Source organism: Kutzneria kofuensis (genome assembly GCF_014203355.1).
Lineage (GTDB): Bacteria > Actinomycetota > Actinomycetes > Mycobacteriales > Pseudonocardiaceae > Kutzneria > Kutzneria kofuensis.
Genome location: NZ_JACHIR010000001.1, coordinates 4,730,926 through 4,752,022, shown reverse-complemented (window position 1 = coordinate 4,752,022; position 21,097 = coordinate 4,730,926). Strand labels below are relative to the sequence as shown.

Sequence of the window (21,097 nt, the reverse complement as noted above, 5' to 3'; positions counted from 1 at the left end):
GGCCGGGATGCGGAAGCATCCCGGCCCTTCGTTTTCAGCTCGCTACCTCACCGGTAGTCGCGACCGAAGTCGTAGTCGTCCAGCGGAACCGCCGCACCCGTGCCGGTGCCGAAGACGTCCGGCGTGTAGTAGCCGTCGTCGTACGACGGGATCGCGTAGGCCGCGGCCCGCGCCTCCTCCGTCGGCTGCACCTGGATGTTGCGGTAGCGGTTGATGCCCGTGCCGGCCGGGATCAACTTACCGATGATGACGTTCTCCTTCAGGCCGATGAGCTTGTCGCTCTTGCCGTTGATGGCGGCGTCGGTGAGCACGCGGGTGGTCTCCTGGAAGGAGGCCGCCGAGAGCCACGACTCCGTCGCCAGCGAGGCCTTGGTGATACCCATCAGCACCGGACGACCCGAGGCCGGCTCGCCGCCCTCGGCCACGACGCGGCGGTTCGACTGCTCGAACTCGCTGCGCTCGATCGGCGCGCCCGGCAGGAACTCCGTGGCGCCCGAGTCGATGATGATCACGCGGCGGAGCATCTGCCGCACGATCACCTCGATGTGCTTGTCGTGGATGGACACACCCTGCGACCGGTACACCTTCTGCACCTCGTTGACCAGGTGCAGCTGGGCCTCGCGGGGACCCATCACGCGCAGCACCTCGTGCGGGTCCGGGGTGCCCTCCAGCAGCTGCTGGCCGACGGACACGTGGTCGCCGTCCTGCAGCGGGCCGTCCGGGGTGATCGCCAGGCGCTGACGCTTGGACAGCTTGTCGAAGATGATCTCCTCGCTGCCGTCGTCCGGCACCAGGGTGATCTTCCAGAACCGGTCACCGTCCTCGATCCGCACGCGGCCGTCGACGTCGGCGATCGGCGCCTTGCCCTTGGGCACGCGGGCCTCGAAGAGCTCCTGGACACGCGGCAGACCCTGGGTGATGTCGTCCGCGCCGGTCGCACCACCCTGGTGGAAGGTACGCATGGTCAGCTGGGTGCCGGGCTCACCGATCGACTGGGCGGCCACGATGCCCACCGCCTCGCCGACGTCCACCAGCTTGCCGGTGGCCATCGAGCGGCCGTAGCAGCTGGCGCAGACACCGACGGCCGACTCACAGGTCAGCACGCTGCGGACCTTGACCCGGATGGTGCCCACCCGGATCAGCGTGTCCAGGGCGGGGTCACCCAGGTCGGCGCCGCGGTTGAGCACCACGTTGCCGTCCGAGTCGGTGATGTCCTCGGCCAGCGAGCGCGCGTACACGCTGGTGCGCGCGTACTCGTGCAGCACGACCTTGTCGCCGACCTTCTCGCCGACGGTCATCGTGACGCCGCGGTTGGTGCCGCAGTCGACCTCACGGATGATCACGTCCTGCGAGACGTCCACCAGACGACGGGTCAGGTAACCCGAGTCGGCGGTCTTCAGCGCGGTGTCGGCCAGACCCTTGCGGGCGCCGTGCGTGGCGATGAAGTACTCCAGAACCGACAGGCCCTCGCGGAACGAGTTCTTGATCGGGCGCGGGATGTACTCACCCTTCGGGCTGGTCACCAGGCCACGCATGCCGGCCAGCGACCGGACCTGCGTCATGTTGCCGGCCGCGCCGGACTTGACGATGACCCGGATGGAGTTGTCCTCGGGGAACGCGGTCTCCATCAGCTTGGCGACCTCGTCGGTGGCGGACTGCCACACCTTGACCAGCTCGTTGTTGCGCTCGGCGTGCGAGAGCTGACCGCGCTGGTAGCGCTTCTCGACGGCCTCGGCCTTGCCCTCGTACTCGTTGAGGATGGCCTTCTTCTCCTCGGGCACGAGCACGTCGGAGATGGCGACCGTGACACCCGAGCGGGTGGCCCAGTAGAAGCCGGCGTCCTTGAGCTTGTCCAGCGTCCGCGCCACGGTCACCATCGGGTACCGCTCGGCGAGGTCGTTGACGATCTCACTCTGCCGCTTCTTCGGCATCTCCTCGTTGATGAACGGGTAGTCCGCCGGCAGCAGCTCGTTGAACAGCACCCGACCGAGGGTGGTCTCGGCCAGCCACGGCTGGCCGGGCTCCCAGTCCTCGGGCTCCTGGCCGCGGGTGGGCACCTGGTCGGTCAGCCGCACCTTGATCGGCGCCTGCAGGCCGATGACCTTGCGGTCGAACGCCATGATCGCCTCGGCGACCGAGGAGAACGCCCGGCCGGCGCCCTCGGCCTCCGGCTTGATCCGGGTCAGGTGGAACAGACCCGTGACCATGTCCAGACGCGGCATCGCCAGCGGCCGCCCGGAGGCGGGCGACAGGATGTTGTTGCTGGACAGCATCAGGATCCGGGCCTCGGCCTGCGCCTCGGCCGACAGCGGCAGGTGGACCGCCATCTGGTCGCCGTCGAAGTCGGCGTTGAACGCCTCACAGACCAGCGGGTGCAGCTGGATGGCCTTGCCCTCGACCAGCTGCGGCTCGAAGGCCTGGATGCCCAGCCGGTGCAGCGTGGGAGCACGGTTGAGCATCACCGGGTGCTCGGTGATGACCTCTTCCAGCACGTCCCACACGGCCGGGCGGGCCCGCTCCACCATGCGCTTGGCCGACTTGATGTTCTGCGCGTGGTTGAGGTCCACCAGCCGCTTCATCACGAACGGCTTGAACAGCTCGAGCGCCATCGCCTTGGGCAGGCCGCACTGGTGCAGCTTCAGCTGCGGGCCGACCACGATGACCGAACGGCCGGAGTAGTCGACGCGCTTGCCGAGCAGGTTCTGGCGGAACCGGCCCTGCTTGCCCTTGAGCAGGTCGGACAGCGACTTGAGCGGGCGGTTGCCCGGGCCGGTGACCGGCCGGCCGCGGCGGCCGTTGTCGAACAGCGCGTCGACGGCCTCCTGTAGCATCCGCTTCTCGTTGTTGACGATGATCTCGGGCGCGCCGAGGTCGATCAGTCGCTTCAACCGGTTGTTGCGGTTGATCACGCGGCGGTACAGGTCGTTCAGGTCGGAGGTGGCGAACCGGCCACCGTCGAGCTGAACCATCGGGCGCAGGTCCGGCGGGATGACCGGGATGCAGTCCAGCACCATGCCCATGGGCGAGTTGCGGGTCTGCTGGAACGCCGCGACGACCTTGAGCCGCTTGAGCGCGCGCAGCTTCTTCTGGCCCTTGCCGGTGCGGATGGTGTCCCGCAGGTTCTCGGCCTCGGCGTCGACGTCGAAGTCCTTGGCCAGCTGCTGGATCGACTCCGCGCCCATCGAGCCGGTGAAGTAGTCGCCGTAGCGGTCGACCAGCTCGCGGTAGAGCAGCTCGTCGGCGATCAGCTGCTTGGTGTCGAGCTTGGTGAAGGTGCTCCAGATCTCGTCGAGCCGGTCCAGCTCACGCTGGGCCCGGTCGCGGAGCTGGCGCATCTCCCGCTCGCCGCCCTCCTTGACCTTGCGGCGCACGTCGCTCTTGGCGCCCTCGGCCTCGAGCTCGGCCAGGTCGGCCTCGAGCTTCTGGGCCCGCGCCTCCACGTCGGCGTCGCGACGGTTCTCCACGCGCTTGCGCTCGACCTGCATCTCGCTCTCGAGCGTGGGCAGGTCGTTGTGACGCAGCTCGGCGTTGACCGAGGTGATCACGTACGCGGCGAAGTAGATGATCTTCTCGAGGTCCTTCGGCGCCAGGTCGAGCAGGTAGCCCAACCGGCTGGGGACGCCCTTGAAGTACCAGATGTGAGTGACCGGGGCGGCCAGCTCGATGTGGCCCATCCGCTCCCGGCGCACCTCGGCGCGAGTCACCTCGACGCCGCAGCGCTCACAGATGATGCCCTTGAAGCGGACGCGCTTGTACTTGCCGCAGTAGCACTCCCAGTCCCGGGTCGGACCGAAGATCTTCTCGCAGAAGAGTCCGTCCTTCTCGGGCTTGAGGGTGCGGTAGTTGATGGTCTCGGGCTTCTTGACCTCGCCGTAGGACCACTGGCGGATGTCGTCGGCGGTGGCAAGGCCGATGCGGAGCTCATCGAAGAAGTTGACGTCGAGCACGTCGGCTCTTCTCCCCTTCGGGTTGATTGCTGCCTGGGGGTCGGGACGCTGACCCCGGCGTTTCGGGGAACACCGGAGTCAGCGCGGCGAGGTCAGTTCACGACGTCGTCGACGGACGGCGACTCGTTCCGGGACAGGTTGATGCCGAGGTTGGCGGCAGCCCTCTCCAGGTCCTCGTCGTCGCCGTCACGCATCTCGATCGCGGCACCGTCGCTGGAGAGCACCTCCACGTTGAGGCAGAGGGACTGCAGCTCCTTGAGCAGCACCTTGAACGACTCCGGCACCCCGGGCTCGGGGACGTTCTGGCCCTTGACGATGGCCTCGTACACCTTCACGCGGCCGAGCTTGTCGTCCGACTTGATGGTGAGCAGTTCCTGCAGGGTGTAGGCGGCGCCGTAGGCCTGCATGGCCCAGCACTCCATCTCACCGAAGCGCTGGCCACCGAACTGCGCCTTACCACCCAGCGGCTGCTGCGTGATCATCGAGTACGGACCGGTGGACCGGGCGTGGATCTTGTCGTCGACCAGGTGCAGCAGCTTCAGGATGTACATGTAGCCGACCGACACCGGGAACGGGTACGGCTCGCCGCTGCGCCCGTCGAACAGGGTGGCCTTGCCGTCCTGGCCGACCATGCGCTCGCCGTCCCGGTTGGGACGGGTCGAGCCGAGCAGGCCGACGATCTCCTCGACCTTGGCGCCGTCGAACACCGGCGTCGCCGTGTTCGTGTTCGGCTCCACGTCGTAGAGGTCCTCCGGCAGCTTCGCGGCCCATTCCGGGTCGCCCTCGATGCTCCAGCCCTGCTTGGCGATCCACCCGAGGTGGGTCTCCAGCACCTGGCCGATGTTCATACGACGGGGCACACCGTGGGTGTTGAGCACGATGTCCACCGGCGTGCCGTCCGGCAGGAACGGCATGTCCTCGACCGGCAGGATCTTGCCGATGACGCCCTTGTTGCCGTGGCGGCCGGCGAGCTTGTCACCGTCCTGGATGCGGCGCTTCTGGGCGACGTAGACGCGGACCAGCTCGTTCACGCCCGGGGGCAGCTCGTCGTCGTCCTCGCGGCTGAACACGCGGATGCCGATGACCTTGCCGGTCTCGCCGTGCGGCACCTTCAGCGAGGTGTCGCGGACCTCGCGGGCCTTCTCACCGAAGATGGCGCGCAGCAGCCGCTCCTCCGGGGTCAGCTCGGTCTCGCCCTTGGGCGTGACCTTGCCGACGAGGATGTCGCCGTCGCGGACCTCGGCGCCGATCCGGATGATGCCGCGCTCGTCGAGGTCGGCCAGGACCTCCTCGGAGACGTTCGGGATGTCCCGGGTGATCTCCTCGGCGCCGAGCTTGGTGTCGCGGGCGTCGATCTCGTGCTCTTCGATGTGGATCGAGGTGAGCACGTCATCCTGAACCAGACGCTGGCTCACGATGATCGCGTCCTCGTAGTTGTGCCCCTCCCACGGCATGATCGCGACGAGCAGGTTCTTGCCCAGCGCCATCTCGCCGTTCTCGGTGCACGGAGCGTCCGCGATGACCTGGCCCTGCTCCACCCGGTCGCCCTCGTTGACGATGGGCTTCTGGTTGATGCAGGTGCCCTGGTTGGAGCGGCGGAACTTGTGCATCGCGTAGGTCTGCCGGCTGCCGTCGTCGGCCATCACCGTGACGAAGTCGGCCGAGAGCTCCTCGACCACGCCGGACTTGCGGGCGACCACCACGTCGCCGGCGTCGACCGCGGCCCGCAGCTCCATGCCGGTGCCGACCAGCGGCGCCTCGCTGCGCAGCAGCGGAACGGCCTGGCGCTGCATGTTGGCGCCCATCAGCGCGCGGTTGGCGTCGTCGTGCTCCAGGAAGGGCACCATCGCGGTCGCGACGGAGACCATCTGGCGCGGCGAGACGTCCATGTAGTCCACGTCGGCCACGTCGGCGAGGTCGGTCTCGCCGCCCTTCCGGCGGACCATGACCCGGTCCTCGAGGAAGTTGCCGTCGTCGTCGATCGGCGTGTTGGCCTGCGCCTTGACGAAGCGGTCCTCCTCGTCCGCGGTCAGGTAGTCGATCTGGTCGGTGACCCGGCCGTCGACGACCTTGCGGTACGGGGACTCGATGAAGCCGAACGGGTTGACCCGCGCGAACGAGCACAGCGAGCCGATCAGGCCGATGTTCGGGCCTTCCGGCGTCTCGATCGGGCACATCCGGCCGTAGTGCGAGGGGTGCACGTCGCGGACGTCCATGCTGGCGCGCTCACGCGAGATACCGCCCGGGCCGAGCGCCGACAGGCGGCGCTTGTGGGTCAGGCCGTCCAGCGGGTTGGTCTGCTGCATGAACTGCGACAGCTGGGAGGTGCCGAAGAACTCCTTGATCGCGGCCACGACGGGCCGGATGTTGATCAGGGTCTGCGGCGTGATCGCCTCGACGTCCTGGGTGGTCATCCGCTCCCGGACGACTCGCTCCATCCTGGACAGGCCGACCCGGATCTGGTTCTGGATCAGCTCGCCGACGGTGCGCACGCGGCGGTTGCCGAAGTGGTCGATGTCGTCGACCTCGACCGGGATCTCCTGGCCGTTGACCGTCATCGAGGTCTCGCCCGCGTGCAGCCGGACCAGGTACTCGATCGTGGTGACGATGTCGTCCTCGGTCAGCACGCCGGTGGACACCGGGTAGTTCAGGCCCAGCTTCTTGTTGACCTTGTACCGGCCGACCTTGGCCAGGTCGTAGCGCTTCTCCTTGAAGAACAGGTTCTCCAGCAGCGCCTGCGCGCTCTCCTTGGTCGGCGGCTCGCCCGGACGCAGCTTGCGGTAGATGTCCAGCAGCGCCTCGTCGGGACCGGCGGTGTGGTCCTTCTCGAGGGTGGCCAGCAGCGTCTCGCTGAACGAGAACCGCTCGCGGATCTGCTCCGTGGTCCAGCCCAGCGCCTTCAGCAGCACGGTGACCGGCTGGCGGCGCTTGCGGTCGATGCGCACGCCGACGGTGTCGCGCTTGTCGACGTCGAACTCCAGCCAGGCGCCCCGGCTCGGGATGATCTTGACGTTGAAGACGTCCTTGTCGGTCGTCTTGTCGATCGCGGTGTCGTAGTACACACCGGGGGAGCGCACGAGCTGGGAGACCACGACCCGCTCGGTGCCGTTGATGATGAACGTGCCCAGGTCGGTCATCATCGGGAAGTCGCCCATGAACACCGTCTGGCTCTTGATCTCGCCGGTGGTGTGGTTGGTGAACTCCGCGGTGACGAACAGCGGGGCCGCGTACGTCATGTCCTTGTCCTTGCAGTCCTCGACGGAGGCCTTGACCTCGTCGAAGCGCGGGTCGGAGAAGGACAGCGACATCGAACCGGAGAAGTCCTCGATCGGGGAGATCTCGTTCAGGACCTCTTCGAGGCCGCCGGTCGGGGCCTCGTCACCAGCGTCCACCCGGCGCTGGAACCACGCCTCGTTTCCGGTGAGCCACTCGAAGGAGTGGTTCTGCATTTCGAGGAGGTTGGGAGCGGCCAGCGGCTCGCGGATCTTCGCGAACGAGACGCGTCGGGGTGCTCCGGGAATTCCGGTGGAGTTGGTCGCAGCAGTGGCCTTGGTCGCGCGGGAGACTGCCAAGATGCGTCCTTCCAGGGACTGATGTACTGGCGGCAGCCGCGTCAGCAGGGACTAACGCGTCTGTCAGGGGTGCGTGGCTCCCCAAATCCCGTGCTCTCGGCGAAGGGCATGCGGACAGAGGGCAGCGCAAAGGGGCAGTCTAGCCCGGAGAACGGCGACTGTCGAGGGGTCCCTGGAAGGCCCACGGCGGTGCTCACCGACAGAGTGACCCCGACCAGGCCGACAGTCAAGGTGTCACCGGCCGATCACTCCAGTGGCGGACATCAATTCCACCCGCTTGGACGGCGCTGACCAGCGGCGACGGCCGGGCGGACGGATGATCACACTCGAAAGAGGTTGGCACACCCTGGCGAGTCGCCAGCGCCACCACCGCCGAAACAGTGTGGCGAACGTCACTTCCGAAGGTGGTGGTAAAGATCGTGCCCGGGGGTATCGCGAGCCGTTCGAGCACCTCCGCCAGCGCCCGGTCGAGCAGCCGCTCCCCCGGCCCGACCGGCGCGGCCGGCCGCACGCGCAGCACCGCGTCGTAGCCGGCTGCCGCGCCCGCCGCCGGGCCCTCCAGCCAGCCGCGGATCGACGCGTCGTAGTCCTCGCCGCGCAGCGCCAGGCCGACCCGGTAGCGCGCCAGCGCGCGCAGGGCGGCTCCGCTGACCAGCAGCACGCCCGCCGCCACCCGCGTGCGGGCGTTGCGCTCGCGGTCGCACGCGGCCAGCACGGTGTCGAACGCGGTCACCCAGTCCGCCCGGCGGAGCTGGGCCACGGTCGGGCTCCTGCCGGCCGTGGCGGCGCCGGCACCCGGGTCGGCGAGCACCGGGTCGTCCGGCACCGGGACCGGGCGCAGGCCCGCGGCCGCGAGCCGGGCCGCCAGGATGTGCAGTGCCGCGGTGCGGTCGGTGGGGCGCACGCCGAGCACCGCGATGGTCTTCGTGGGCGAGATGTCGGTCATGGGTCAAGCCTGGCGCTGGAAGCCGTTGATCGACCCCGTGTGGATCCCCAATCTTTTCTTGGCTCGTTTCGACCCCTGTGAGCTGCGGATTCGTCCCGGAAACGGGTCAGAAGTTCGGGCCGGTGGCCGGTTTTCTTGGCGGGGAGGGCGAATTGTCGGGGTGCGGGGCTAGGTTCGGATCCGGAAAGGGGGTGTGTGCGCGGCGGTTCTCCAAGAAGGGGGACGTGGATGACGAGCAAGGCGGAGCGGGACGAGGTGCGGGCGTGGATGCTCGAACTCGGCTGCCCGGTCGAGCGGATCGCCACCGAGATGGCACAGCGCTTCGGCGCCCGGCCCCGGCTGGCCTGGCGGTACGCGCTCGGCTGGACGCAGGTGCAGCTCGCGCACCGGTACAACCGGGCCAATCCCGGCCGGGCGATCAGCGCCGAGCGGGTCAGCGAGTGCGAGAACTGGCCCGCCTCCCGCGGCCGGCCCAGCCTGCAGTACCTGGTCGGGCTCGCGCGGGCGTACGGCAACGGGTGCAGTGCGCTCAAGCTCGCCGATCTCGACGACCTGCGCGCCATGCCCGAGCACGAGCGCGAGCTGCTGCTCGTCAGGCCCGCCGGTGCGGGGCCGCGGCGGACGCCGCTGCCGCTCGGTCAGCCCCTGGACGCGCCCAGTCCGGTGAACTCGCCGAGCGTGTCCACCACCGCGCGCAGCCAGCAGGCCCGGTCGTACCGGCGGCGCTGGTCGGCGGGGGCGTCCTCGGGCAGCGGCGCGGACAGCGCCTCGGGCACCCAGGTGGCGAGGTAGGCGATGCGCAGGCTGAGCAGCACCCGGGTCCAGGCCCGCAGCCGCTGCGGGTCGTCGGCCAGTCGCACCACACCGCCCTCGGTCGGCAGGTTGCGCCAGGCGTCGGCCACCGCGGCGCGCAGCCCGCCGATCAGCTCCGGCTCCCACCACAGGCGGACCTCGGCCGGCTCGCTGTCCGGCACGTGCATGCGCAGCACGGCCTGCAGCGGCGGGTGGTCCGTCGGCTCGGTGGGCAGCGCGATGCCGAGCACCTCGCCGAGCGGGTAGTCCGTCGTGTACTGGCTCAGCCGCCAGTCGAGCAGCGCGTGGAACTCCGCCAGCCTGCTGCGCAGCCACGCCACGCGTTCGGGCTCCAGGGTGCCGACCACGACGCCGTCATCCCGATGCCACTTGATCACGGACCCGACCTCCCCAGCCACCCGAACGGTTGATCAATATTTACCAGCTCACCGAGTGTGCGGGTGTGAAAGGGAGGAGTAATGGCGGCTCGCCGGCCGTGTTAGTGGCATTTGCGAACACACCCCCCGCCCGCTCACCTCGGCGTGAGGTCGCTGATCAGCCATTTCCCGCCCGAGCGGTGCGCGGTCACCGTGTAGACGAGGCCGACCGAGTTGGACTGGTTCGTGTCGGCCCTGGTGGTCGTCTGGGTCAGGAAGGCCAACAGGATCGCGTCGTCGCCCTGCAGCTGCCGGACGCCGATCTTGGCCACCTGCCCGGTAACCACCGCCTTCTGCGCCGGCGCCTGCGACTTCACCTGCTCGAACAGCTTGTTGTAGTCGCCGAGGAACTTGCCGGTGCTCACCGCCTGGCCGGCCTTCTGCGCGCCGGCCAGGTCGGTGTACTTGTACGAGGACACCGTCTCCATGTCCCGGGTGACCTGGGTGATCACGTCCGTGGTCGCGCCGGTGTCGGCCAGCGCCTTGTTGGCCGCCGAGCCGCCGTCGAGCACCCGGCCGGCCTCGCCGCGGAACCAGAAGCCCGCCGCCGTCAGCACCGCGGCGACCAGCACCATCACGATCGGGCCGAGCACGGTCCGCGGCCGCAGCCGGGTCAGCGCGCGCCCGGCCGGGGCCAGCCGCTCGCCCAGCGGCCGGCGCTCCCCGGCGGGCGCCGGCTCGGCCTCGGCGTCCGGGAAGGCCTTCGGGAACTCGCGCCGCGTGGGTTCCGCCGGCTCGACGGTCTCCTCGGCGCCGATCACCTCGGGCGCGACGACCTCCGTGTCGACGGGCGGGTCGACCGGCTGGTCGTCGACGGGCAGCCGGCCGGACACCCGCTCGTCCGCGGGCGGCGGCGCGGCCTCCGGCCGGGCCGTCGGCCGGCGCAGGCCGGCGACCCGGGGCCGGCGGACCGGCTGCTGGGCGTTGGCGTTACGACGGGGAGGTGGCACCTGCTGATCCTTCCGCGGCCGGCTACTGCGAGCCCAGGACGATGGAGCCGGCCTGGCTGAGCTTCCAGCCCTGGTCCGTCCTGGTCAGCTGGATCTGCATGGGCAGCCGGTTGGCCGGCTTGCCGTTGTCGGGCGTCACGTCGACCTCGACGATGGCCACCACGGTCGCGGTGCCGGCGCGGTCGTCGAGCTCGGTCACCGCGGCGTCCAGGATCTTCGCGGTGGAGCTGGTCTTCTGATCGGTGAGCTGCTTCTTCCAGGTGGCCTCGCCCTGCTTGATCGCGGTCGCCAGGTCACCCGTGGAGGACTGCACGAGCCGGTCGAACGAGGCGTCCGGGTTCTTGTAGTCCAGCGTGTAGAAGTTGATCAGCTCCTGCTTGCCGACCCGCAGCACGTCGTCCCGGGTGCCGGCGAACCGCACCGACTCGTCACCGGACGCGCCGAGCCAGCTCACCAGCGACGCGCCGCAGAAGATCAGCGCCGCGAGCAGCAGCACCGCCGCCACCGCGGACAGCGCCGACAGCCATCGGTTCGCTCCGGTTGCCTGCTGGTTCGCCATGCCTCTCCAGGTTCGACTTCTCGGTCAGGGTAGGCCCGGTCAGCCCGGCAGGCCGAGCAGCCGGGCCAGACCCGCCGGTCCCAGGTTCGCGCTGCCCAGTCCGGGCAGCAGTCCGACGAGCGGGGCGAGGCCCGGGGCCGCCGACTGCGACTGCTGTCCCTGCCCGCCGCCCGTGCCGGCCGCCGGCACCGCCGGCTTGCCGCCGTACGGCGCGTTCTGCGCCCCGCGCACGTCGATCGGGCTGCCCGTCGGCTCGGCACAGTACGCCTGCGTGTTCGGCGCGACCGGGGTGGTCACGTCGCCGGCGCGCCGGGCCGTGCCCTCGTAGCCCTTGGTGCACGGCGGCGGGTCGAACAGGTTCACCGCCAGCCCGAAGTGGGCCGTGCCGTCGCCGGGCACGACCGTGTACGAGCCGCCGATCACCGCGGGATAGGTGACCAGGATCTGCTCCAGGCCGTCCTTGCGGGGCAGCAGGATCTGCGAGGTGGTCAGCAGGTTGGCGGTCAGGTTGCCCAGCGACACGCCGCTGTCGCGGAGCAGGCCGTCGATCTGGTCGGCCGCCTGCGGCGCGTTGGTGATGAGCTTGCGCAGGTCGCCGTCCGAGCTCTTCAGCTGGGCAGCGAGCTGGGCCAGGCTGTGGCTGAACGACAGGATGTCCGACGACTTGTCGAGCTGCGTCTGCAGCACGGTGTTGCCGTCCGAGAGCAGCCTCGTGGTCTGCGGCAGGTTCTGCGCCGCGGCCTGGGTGAAGCTGCTGGTGGTGTCCAGCAGGGTCTGCAGGTTCGGGCCCGTGCCCTGGAACGCCGTGTCCAGCTCGTCGACGACGGTGCGCAGCGACTGCGTCGGAACCGAGCTGGCCAGGTTGTCCAGGTTGGTCAGCAGCCCCTGCACCGGCGGCGGGGTCTGGGTGCGCGCCTGCGGAATGGTCGCGCCGGCCGCCAGGTACGGGCCGCTGTCGGTGCTGGGCCGCAGGTCGACGTACTGCTCGCCGACCGCCGACCGGTCCGCGACGACCGCCTGCGAGTTGGCCGGGATCTGCGTGTCGCTGGAGTCGATGTCCAGCTCGACGCTGACGCCGTCCTTGGTCAGGCTGAGCGGGCCGACCCGGCCGACGGTGACGCCGCGGTAGGTCACCTCGGCGCCGGTGAAGATGCCGCCGGAGTCGGCCAGCGCCACGTTGACGGCGTAGCCGCGGGGGCCGAAGAGGCGGTCGACGCCGGCGTAGCGGAAGCCGGCATAGCTCACGCCGACCAGGGCGATCACCACGAACGCGATGATCTGCAGCCGGACCTTGCGGGTCAGCATCAGTGCCCACCCCCACCCAGGAGACCGCCGAGCAGCCCGCCCAGGCCGCCGGTGTTGTTGCCGCCGGAGCCGGACGACGACCCGCCCGGCAGCGTGGGCAGCGGCAGCGGCACGCCGCTGCCCGACCCACCGGTCAGGCCGGGAATGCTGGGCAGCAGGCTCTGCCGGGACCGGCCCAGGTTGGACACCACGTCGCCGAGGTTGAGGTCCAGGTCGGCGTACAGGTTGGTGTAGTCGCCCTTCACGCCGGCGACCGTCGCGTCCGGGAACGGGAAGGTCAGCAGCAGCTGCAGCGACTTGGGCAGGTTCTGCCCGGTCGCGGCCAGCTGGGTCAGCGTGGGCTGCAGGTCCTTGAGGTCGGCGATCAGGTCCGCCTGGCTCTTGTTCACGGTGTCGACGGCGACGCCGGACAGCGTGCTCAGCGAGTTCAGCATCGTCACCAGCTGGTCGCGCTGCTGGGTCAGCACGGCGAGGCCCGGCCCGAGGTTGTCGATCGCCCCGGCCAGCTCGTTGCGCTGGTTGTTCAGCGTGCCGGACAGGCGGTTCAGGCCGTCCAGCGCCTGCGTGATGTCGTTGCGGTGGGAGTCCAGGTTGGACACCACCGTGTTGAGGTTGGTCAGCAGCTGGCGGATCTGTGGCTCGTTGCCGGACAGCGCGCTGTTCAGCTCGCGGCAGATGTCCTGGATCTGGCCGATGCCGCCCCCGTTGAGCAGCAGCGACAGCGCCCCGAACACCTCCTCCACCTCGGGATTGCGGTTGGTCCGGTCCAGCGGGATGGTCGCGCCGCCAGCCAGCCGCCCGGTCGGGTTGTTCGGCGCCACCAGTTCCACGTACTTCTCGCCGAGCAGGCTGGACTGGCGCAGCTGGGCGGAGGCGTTGGCCGGCAGCTTCACGTCGCCGTTGACCTCGACGGTCACGTCGGCGGTCCAGCCGTCCGGCGCGAGGCCGATCTTGGCCACCTTGCCGACGGCCACGTCGTTGACCTTCACGCCGGCCTGCGGCACCAGGTCGAGCACGTCCTTGAACTCGACGTGCACCTCGTACGGGTGGTCGCCGAGGTCGGCGCCGCCGGGCAGCGGCAGGTCGTACACGCCGCCGAACTCGCCGCCGCTGCAGCCGCCGAGCACGGTCGCGACCGTCACGGCGAGCACCGCGAACGCGGGGACACGACGCCTCATTTCTCACCCCCGACGAGCGACTTGCCGAGCAGCGGCACCGGCAACGGCGGCAGCTTGCCCTGCTGCAGCGACTCGATCACCTGCGCCGCCGACGGCAGCGGCAGCACCTTGTCGACGACCTGGGCCAGCTGGCCGCACGCGTCGGCGAGCGCCTGGGGCAGGTTCTTCGGGGTGAGCTGCTTGACCAGGTTGCACACCATGACGATCGGCGGCTGGGTCAGCTCGTTGATGTCGGCGCGGGTGTCCAGCGTGCCCGAGGCGGCGTTGTAGCTGTTCTGCAGGTTGCCCAGGGCCAGCGGCGCGACGTCGAGTGTCTCGGCCAGCGCGGCTCGCTGGTCGACCAGCACCTTGGTCACGTCGGCGAGCTTGTCCACATTGGACTTGATCTCGTCCCGGTTGTCCTTGATGAAGCCCTGGATCTGGCCCAGCGCCGTGGACAGCTGGTTGAGCGCGTCGCCGAGATCCGTGCGCTCGCCGGCCAGGTAGCCCGACACCTGCGCCAGCTGGTCGTTGAAGGTCCGCACCTGCTGGTCGCTCTGAGCCAGCGTGGTGACGAACTTCTGCAGGTTGTCGACGGTGCCGAACAGGTCGTCCTTGGAGCCGGCCAGCGTCTGCGTGGCCTGCCCCAGCTGCTTGATGGTGTCGTTGAGGTTCTGCCCGTTGCCGGCCAGGTTGGCCGCGGCCGTGTCGAGCAGGTCCGACAGCGCCCCGTTCTTGTTGGCGCCGTTGGGTCCCAGCGTCGTCGTCAGCTTGTCCAGGCTCTGGTACAGCTGGTCCAGCTCGACCGGGGTCGCCGTGCGCTCACGGGGAATGGTCGCGTTGTCGGCCATCCGTGCGCCGCCGGTGTAGACCGGCGTCAGCTGCACGTAGCGGTCGCTGACCACGCTCGGCGACACCACGACCGCCTGCGCGTTGGCCGGCACCGACACCGACTTGTCCACGGACATGTCCACCTTGACGGTGGTGCCCTGCGGCGTCACGGCGTCGATGCTGCCGACCCGCACGCCGAGCACCCGCACGTCGGAGCCCGGGTAGAGGCCGACCGCGGCGGAGAAGTACGCGGTGATCTTGTTCTGGTTGGTGGCGGACAGCAGCCACCACACGGCGGTCGCGACGACGAGGGCCAGCACGCACACGATGGCGACCGCCTGCGCCAGCCCGAGTCGGGTTCTGGTGGCCATCATGGCGAGCACCCCTCGGGGTTGATGGGACCGATGGCCGGCGGCAGCAGCCCGCAGATGTAGGTGTCGAACCAGCGGCCGCTGCCCAGGGTGTTGGCGAACACCCGGTAGAACGGCGCCAGGTCGGCGATGCTCTTGGACAGGTTGGCCTGGTTGCGCTCCAGCACCGTGGTCACCTTGTCCAGTTGCTGCAACGCCGGCTGCAGCTGGGCCTGGTTGTCGTTGACCAGGCCGGACAGCTGCGCGGACAGGTTCTTGGTGCCGGTGAGCAGCTGGCTGATGGCGTTCTCCCGGCTCCTGAGCTCCTGCAGCAAAAGGTTGCCGTCGGAGAGCAGGGTCTGGAACTCCTTGTCCCGGTCCGAGATCGTCTTGGTGATCTGGTTGGTGTTGTTCAGCAGCTGCGCCAGCTGCTGGTCGCGCGAGGAGATCGTCTTGGACAGCGCGGACAGACCGTCCAGCGCGGTCCGCACGTCCTGCGGCGTGTTGGCGAAGGTCTGCGACAGCACGGTGAAGCTCTGCGCCAGCTGGTTGGTGTCCACCTGGTCGACGGTGGTGGCCAGGCCGTTGAAGGCCTCGTTGACGTCGTAGGGGGCCAGCGTGTGGTTGCGCGGGATGGCGGTGCCGGGGTCGAGCGCCTTCGTGCCCTGCGGGTCCAGCGACAGGTACTTCTGGCCCAGCAACGTCTTGATCTTGATGGCGGCCGTGGTCTGGTCGCCGACCCACGCGTCGTCCACCCGGAAGTCGACCTTCACGTGGTCGCCGTCCAGGCCGACCGAGCGGACCTTGCCGACCTTCACGCCGGCGATCCGCACCTCGTTGCCCGGCACCAGCCCGGCGGCCTCGCTGAAGTCCGCGGAGTACGTCGTGCCGCCGCCGATGATCGGCAGGTCGTCGGCGAAGAACGCGGCCAGCATCAGCAGCGCGATGACGGTCAGGCCGATCGCGCCGATGGCGATCGGATTGCGCTCACGGAAGGGCTTCACGCCTTGCACCTCGCCTGGGTCACCGGCTCGACGGGCAGCGTCACCGGGGAGATGATCGGCGGCACCGCGACCGTCCCGCTGGCGCTGCACAGGAAGAAGTTGAACCAGGAGCCGTAGGTGGCGGTCCGGGTGATCGTCTCCACCTTGCCGGGCAGCGTCTGCAGGAACTGGTTGAGCAGGTCGTTGTCGCCCAGGTTCTTCGACAGCGAGCCGAGTTGGGCGATGTCGTCCTTGAGTGGCTGGCGGCCCTGTTGTAGCAGGCCGGCGGTGCTGTCCGCGAGATCCCCGAGCGCGGCGATCGAGTCGCCGATCGGCTTGCGCTCCTGGGCGAAGCCGGTGACCAGCTGCTGCAGCTGGGAGATCAGCGTGGACAGCTGGTCGCCGTGCGCGTTGACGGTGTCCAGCACCGAGTTCAGGTTGTCGATGACCTGCCCGATCACCTGGTCCTTGTCGGCGATCGTCGAGGTCAGCGACGCGGTGTGGGCCAGCAGGCTGTCGATGGTGCCGCCCTCGCCCTGCAACACCTGGATGATCTCGTACGACAGCTTGTTCACGTCGTCCGGTGACAGCGCCTGGAACAGCGGCTTGAAGCCGTTGAACAGCACGGTCAGGTCCAGCGCCGGCTTGGTGTGGTCCAGCGGGATCGTGCCGCCCGCCGGCAGCACCGCGTTCGGGTCGCCGGCGCCCGGCTCCAGCGCGATGTAGCGCTGGCCGACCAGGTTGCGGTACTTGATCGTCGCGGTCACCGACGCCGGCAGCTTGTGCCCGCCGTCGATGGAGAACGACACCTGCGCCTGGCGGCGGTCCACCACCTGGATGCCGTCCACCGAGCCGACCCGGACGCCCGCGATGCGCACGTCGTCGCCCACGTTGAGCGACGTGACGTCGCTGAACCGGGCCGAGTAGTCGCTGGCCGAGCGCAGGTCGATGTTGGCGATGGTGAGCGCGAGCAGGCTGGTGGCCAGCACGGTGATCACCATGAAGATGATCAGCTTGGTCAGCGGCCCGGCGATGCCCCTCACTTGAGCGTCACCTCCGAGTCCCGGTAGAGCGGGCCGACCAGCAGGCCGCTGGCGCCGGGCACGTCGTTGGGGGCCAGGCCCATCGACGGTCCGAGCAGCAGGGAGAGCATGTCCAGCTCCTGGTTCGAGTTGGGCAGGCCGAGCGACGCCGACTGGGTGATGGTGGACGTGGCGGTGCCGGCGGGCAGGATGCCGTCGTTGGTGCTGCGGGCCGGCGTCGGCGCCTTGGAGCCGTCCTTGATCGGGCCGTCCGGCGGGTACTGCGGGAACGGGTTCGGCGCGGGCACCAGGTCGTAGCAGCGCGGGCCGCGCTTGTCGGAGTAGCGCGGCTCGTCCTGGTTGGGCACGTACTTGCCGCGGTTGGCGGTGATCTCCAGGGTGATGTGCAGGCCCGGGTTGCTGGTGCCCTTGCCGAAGGCCTGCTCGATGCGCGGCGCGAAGCCGGCCATCTGCTTGAACAGGCACTGGTACTCGGGCGCGTACTTGGCCAGCACGTCCAGCGTCGGCTTGGCCGTGGCCACCAGGTTGATCAGGTTGTTCTTGTTGGCGTACAGGAAGTTCGTCAGGTCACCGCTGGCGGTCGTCACCGACGCGTACAGGTTGGCCAGGTTCTGCTTCTGGTCGACCAGCGTCTTGCTCGTCGTGGTGAGGTCCGACAGGGCGTTGATCAGATCCGGCGCGGCCTTGGTGTAGGTGTTCGACAGCGACGCCAGCTTCTTGATGTCGGCGTCCAGGTCGGGCAGCGACGGGTTCAGCTGTCCCAGGTAGGAATCCAGCTGCACCAACGTCTTTCCCAGCTCCTCGCCGCGACCGGACAGCGCCTGGTCGATGGCGGTCAGCGTGGTCGCGAGCTTTTCCGGCTGCACGGCCTGCAGAACCGGCATCAGGTCGTCGAGCACCCGCTCCAGTTCGATGGCCGAGCTGGACCTGTCCTGCCCGATGACGTCGCCGGCCGCGATCGACCGCGACGAGGGATCGTTGGGCAGCACCAGATCCACGTACCGCTCGCCGAACAGCGTCTTGGGCAGCAGCTGCGCCGTCACATTGGACGGGATCAGGTTCACCTTGTCCGGCTGCAGCGCGAGGGCGAGCTGCGCACCGTCCCCTGTGGACGTGATCGAGGAGACCTCGCCGACGATCAGGCCGCGCACCTTCACGTCCGACTGGGTCTGCAACTGGTTGCCGACGTGGTCGGTGCGCAGCAACACCGTGACGGATTTGGTGAAAGTGCCCGCATACGTGGCGATGCAGAACCACACGATCAACGCGATGACCGCGATGAACGCGACGCCCATGAGCCTGCGCCTGGCGACCCTCATCCGGCGATCCTCACCGTCGTCGTGGTGCCCCAGATCGCCAGGCTCAGGAAGAAGTCCAGCAGGCTGGTGGTGACGATCGCGGTCCGCACCGCGCGGCCGACCGCCACGCCGACGCCGGCCGGGCCGCCGGTCGCCCGGTAGCCGTAGAAGCAGTGCACCAGAATGATCACCACGCTGAAGACGAGCACCTTGCCGAATGACCAGAGCACGTCGACCGGTGGCAGGAACAGGTTGAAGTAGTGGTCGTAGGTGCCGGCGGACTGCCCGTACACCTCAACGGTGATCGTGCGCGCGGCCACGTACGAGGTCAGCAGGCCGATCACGTACAGCGGGATGACCGCGATGAAGCCGGCGATGATCCGCGTGGTGACCAGGAACGGCAGGCTCGGCACGCCCATCACCTCGAGCGCGTCGATCTCCTCGGAGATGCGCATCGCGCCCAGCTGCGCGGTGAAGCCGGAGCCGACGGTCGCCGACAGCGCCAGGCCCGCCACCAGCGGCGCGATCTCCCGGGTGTTGAAGTACGCGGAGACGAAGCCGGCGAACGCCGAGGTGCCGATCTGGTTCAGCGCGGCGTAACCCTGAAGGCCGACAACGGTTCCGGTGAACACCGACAGGCCGACCATGACGCCGATGGTGCCGCCGATGACGGCCAGCGCGCCGCTGCCGAAGCTCACCTCGGCCAGCAGCCGCAGCAGTTCCTTGAAGTAGCGGGTGACCGTGCGCGGCGTCCAGGCCAGGGCCTTGATGTAGAAGGCCAACTGGTCGCCGAAGTTGTCCAAAGTCTCGAGTGGACGGTTCACCGCACGTCGCATCGAAGCCACGGTCACATCCCCTTCGCCGGAACCAGCTGGAGATAGATCGTGGTGAGCACGAAGTTCACGAAGAACAGCAGCAGGAACGTGATGACCACGGACTGGTTCACCGCGTCGCCGACGCCCTTCGGTCCGCTGCCCGGGTTCAGTCCGCGGTAGGCGGCCACGATGCCGGCCAGGAAACCGAAGATGACCGCCTTGATCTCGCTGATCCACAGGTCGGGCAGCTGGGCCAGGGCGGAGAAGCTGGCCAGGTAGGCGCCGGGCGTGCCGCCCTGCAGGATCACGTTGAAGAAGTAGCCGCCGAGCACGCCGACCACGCTGACCATTCCGTTGAGCAGCAACGAGATCAGCATGGACGCGAGCACCCGCGGCACCACCAGGCGCTGGATCGGCGAGACGCCCAGCACCTCCATGGCGTCGATCTCGTCGCGGATCTTGCGAGAACCGAGGTCCGCGCAGATCGCCGAGCCGCCGGCCCCGGCGATCAGCAGCGCCGTCACGATCGGGCTGGCCTGCTGGATGATCGCCAGCACCGACGCCGCGCCGGTGAACGACTGCGCGCCGATCTGCCGGGTCAGCGAGCCGAGCTGCAGCGCGATCACCGCGCCGAACGGGATCGACACCAGCGCCGTCGGCAGGATCGTGACGCTGGCGATGAACCAGCACTGCTGGATGAACTCGCGGACCTGGAACGGGCGGCGGAACACCATGCGGGTGGTGTCCAGGCCGAGCGCGAACAGCTTGCCGGTCTCCCGCAGCGCCCCGGCGCCGGGGAAGTTGGCCGTTGGTGCGGTCACTTCTCACCGCCCCGGCGCAGCCAGCCCCGCTTGCGCCCCGGTTCGGGGGCGGGGGCGGGCGCGTCGTCGGAGGTCAGCGCGCCGGACTGCGGCTGCCATTCGCTCTCCGGCAGGTTCGCGGTGCGCGGGTACGGTGTGGGCCGCGGTGTCTGGCCCAGAGGTTGATCGGCCCGGGCCTGGTTCGCGGTGGAGATCTGCACCGGCGGCTGGGTCTGGGTGACGCCCGCGCCGGCGAACACGCCGTAGTGCTGCTGCTCCTCGCGGGTCAGGCTGTTGATGATCGCGTCCTGGGCCGACGGCGGCAGCGTGTGCAGGATCTGCATCACGCGGTCCTTGCGCCGCTCGACGGCCTTGCGGATCGGCAGGCCCGGGGTCGGCTCCAGCTGCGGCACGATGCCGGTGCCGCCGCCGCCCTTCGGGCCGCCGAGCGGGCCGGACGAGCCGCCCGCCCGCAGCGCCGCCAGCTCGGCGGCGGCCTGGCCGGCGTCCTTCTCCTCGCTCATGCCGATCGGGCCCTCGCGCCGGCCCATCAGGAACTGCTCGACGACCGGCTCGGTCGAGGTCAGCAGCACCTCGCGGGGGCCGAACATGACCAGTTCGCGGCGGAACAGCATGCCGATGTTGTCCGGCACGGTGCGGGCGGTGCCGATGTCGTGCGTGACGATCAGGAACGTGGCGTCGATCTGCGCGTTGAGGTCGACGATCAGCTGGTTCAGGTACGCGACGCGGACCGGGTCGAGACCCGAGTCGGGCTCGTCGAACAGGATGATCTCGGGGTCCAGCACCAGCGCGCGGGCCAGGCCGGCGCGCTTGCGCATACCGCCGGAGATCTCGCCGGGCAGCTTCTTCTCGGCCCCGATGAGGCCGACCATCTCCATCTTCTCCAGCACGATGCGCCGGATTTCCGCTTCGCCCTTCTTGGTGTGCTCGCGCAGCGGGAAGGCGATGTTGTCGAACAGGTTCATCGAGCCGAACAGGGCGCCGTCCTGGAACAGCACGCCGAACAGCTTGCGCACGTCGTAGAGCTTGTGTTCGGAGCAGCGCACGATGTCGGTGCCGGTGATGACGATCCGGCCGTGTTCCGGCTTGAGCAGGCCGACCAGCGACTTGAGGAAGACCGACTTGCCGGTGCCCGACGGACCGAGCAGGACGCTGATCTCGCCGGGAGGCAGGGTCAGCGAAACGTCCCGCCAGATGGTCTGCTTGCCGAAGGACTTCGACAGCCCCTCGACGACCACCTCGACGCCCATCCGCACCTCCTCGTGCCCCGAATTACTCCGAGTGCGAATTG

General features: G+C 69.2%; 15 protein-coding genes. All 15 read right to left on the bottom strand.

Annotated elements, in window-relative coordinates:
* Positions 1-47 precede the first annotated feature (47 nt).
* On the bottom strand, positions 48-3,947 hold the full coding sequence (locus BJ998_RS22070) for a DNA-directed RNA polymerase subunit beta' (protein ID WP_184864435.1): 3,900 nt from the start codon (positions 3,945-3,947) through the stop codon (positions 48-50).
* A 92-nt stretch (positions 3,948-4,039) separates the two neighbouring features.
* On the bottom strand, positions 4,040-7,519 hold the full coding sequence (rpoB, locus tag BJ998_RS22065; RefSeq protein WP_184864433.1) for a DNA-directed RNA polymerase subunit beta: 3,480 nt from the start codon (positions 7,517-7,519) through the stop codon (positions 4,040-4,042).
* A 226-nt stretch (positions 7,520-7,745) separates the two neighbouring features.
* Complete coding sequence (locus BJ998_RS22060; RefSeq protein ID WP_184864431.1) at positions 7,746-8,465, bottom strand: hypothetical protein; 720 nt, start codon at positions 8,463-8,465, stop codon at positions 7,746-7,748.
* Positions 8,466-9,103: 638 nt separating this feature from the next.
* A complete protein-coding gene (locus BJ998_RS22055) occupies positions 9,104-9,655 on the bottom strand; it encodes a DUF2017 family protein (RefSeq protein WP_184864429.1) in 552 nt (183 codons plus the stop codon).
* A 134-nt stretch (positions 9,656-9,789) separates the two neighbouring features.
* Positions 9,790-10,644 carry a hypothetical protein gene (locus BJ998_RS22050; protein WP_184864427.1) on the bottom strand — a complete coding sequence of 285 codons (855 nt, stop codon included), beginning with the start codon at positions 10,642-10,644 and terminating at the stop codon, positions 9,790-9,792.
* A gap of 22 nt (positions 10,645-10,666) precedes the next feature.
* Entirely contained in the window at positions 10,667-11,203 is a 537-nt protein-coding gene (locus tag BJ998_RS22045) for an Rv1363c family protein (protein ID WP_184864425.1), read from the bottom strand.
* A 39-nt stretch (positions 11,204-11,242) separates the two neighbouring features.
* A complete protein-coding gene (locus tag BJ998_RS22040; RefSeq protein WP_184864423.1) occupies positions 11,243-12,508 on the bottom strand; it encodes an MCE family protein in 1,266 nt (421 codons plus the stop codon).
* On the bottom strand, positions 12,508-13,686 hold the full coding sequence (locus BJ998_RS22035) for an MCE family protein (protein ID WP_184864422.1): 1,179 nt from the start codon (positions 13,684-13,686) through the stop codon (positions 12,508-12,510). The genes BJ998_RS22040 and BJ998_RS22035 overlap by 1 nt, the downstream gene beginning before the upstream one ends.
* On the bottom strand, positions 13,683-14,867 hold the full coding sequence (locus BJ998_RS22030) for an MCE family protein (RefSeq protein WP_184868853.1): 1,185 nt from the start codon (positions 14,865-14,867) through the stop codon (positions 13,683-13,685). Before BJ998_RS22030 ends, BJ998_RS22035 begins: the two co-directional genes overlap by 4 nt.
* Positions 14,867-15,850, bottom strand: a complete 984-nt coding sequence (locus tag BJ998_RS22025) for an MlaD family protein (RefSeq protein WP_184864420.1) — start codon at positions 15,848-15,850, stop codon at positions 14,867-14,869. The genes BJ998_RS22030 and BJ998_RS22025 overlap by 1 nt, the downstream gene beginning before the upstream one ends.
* The gene (locus BJ998_RS22020) at positions 15,847-16,872 is read right to left on the bottom strand and encodes an MCE family protein (RefSeq protein WP_184864418.1); all 1,026 of its coding nucleotides are present in this window, start codon (positions 16,870-16,872) and stop codon (positions 15,847-15,849) included. Before BJ998_RS22020 ends, BJ998_RS22025 begins: the two co-directional genes overlap by 4 nt.
* The gene (locus BJ998_RS22015; RefSeq protein WP_184864416.1) at positions 16,869-18,191 is read right to left on the bottom strand and encodes an MCE family protein; all 1,323 of its coding nucleotides are present in this window, start codon (positions 18,189-18,191) and stop codon (positions 16,869-16,871) included. The genes BJ998_RS22020 and BJ998_RS22015 overlap by 4 nt, the downstream gene beginning before the upstream one ends.
* On the bottom strand, positions 18,188-19,006 hold the full coding sequence (locus tag BJ998_RS22010) for an MlaE family ABC transporter permease (RefSeq protein WP_184864414.1): 819 nt from the start codon (positions 19,004-19,006) through the stop codon (positions 18,188-18,190). Before BJ998_RS22010 ends, BJ998_RS22015 begins: the two co-directional genes overlap by 4 nt.
* 11 nt (positions 19,007-19,017) lie before the next feature.
* Complete coding sequence (locus BJ998_RS22005; RefSeq protein WP_184864412.1) at positions 19,018-19,806, bottom strand: MlaE family ABC transporter permease; 789 nt, start codon at positions 19,804-19,806, stop codon at positions 19,018-19,020.
* On the bottom strand, positions 19,803-21,056 hold the full coding sequence (locus tag BJ998_RS22000; RefSeq protein ID WP_184864410.1) for an ABC transporter ATP-binding protein: 1,254 nt from the start codon (positions 21,054-21,056) through the stop codon (positions 19,803-19,805). The genes BJ998_RS22005 and BJ998_RS22000 overlap by 4 nt, the downstream gene beginning before the upstream one ends.
* Positions 21,057-21,097: the final 41 nt, after the last annotated feature.

Excerpts from the sequence above, each read along its gene's own strand:
- BJ998_RS22040 (WP_184864423.1), bottom strand. The coding sequence starts at position 12,508 with ATGCTGACCCGCAAGGTCCGGCTGCAGATCATCGCGTTCGTGGTGATC.
- BJ998_RS22010 (WP_184864414.1), bottom strand. The coding sequence starts at position 19,006 with ATGCGACGTGCGGTGAACCGTCCACTCGAGACTTTGGACAACTTCGGC.
- BJ998_RS22045 (WP_184864425.1), bottom strand. The coding sequence starts at position 11,203 with ATGGCGAACCAGCAGGCAACCGGAGCGAACCGATGGCTGTCGGCGCTG.
- BJ998_RS22060 (WP_184864431.1), bottom strand. The coding sequence starts at position 8,465 with ATGACCGACATCTCGCCCACGAAGACCATCGCGGTGCTCGGCGTGCGC.
- BJ998_RS22000 (WP_184864410.1), bottom strand. The coding sequence starts at position 21,056 with ATGGGCGTCGAGGTGGTCGTCGAGGGGCTGTCGAAGTCCTTCGGCAAG.
- BJ998_RS22015 (WP_184864416.1), bottom strand. The coding sequence starts at position 18,191 with ATGAGGGTCGCCAGGCGCAGGCTCATGGGCGTCGCGTTCATCGCGGTC.
- BJ998_RS22035 (WP_184864422.1), bottom strand. The coding sequence starts at position 13,686 with ATGAGGCGTCGTGTCCCCGCGTTCGCGGTGCTCGCCGTGACGGTCGCG.
- BJ998_RS22030 (WP_184868853.1), bottom strand. The coding sequence starts at position 14,867 with ATGGCCACCAGAACCCGACTCGGGCTGGCGCAGGCGGTCGCCATCGTG.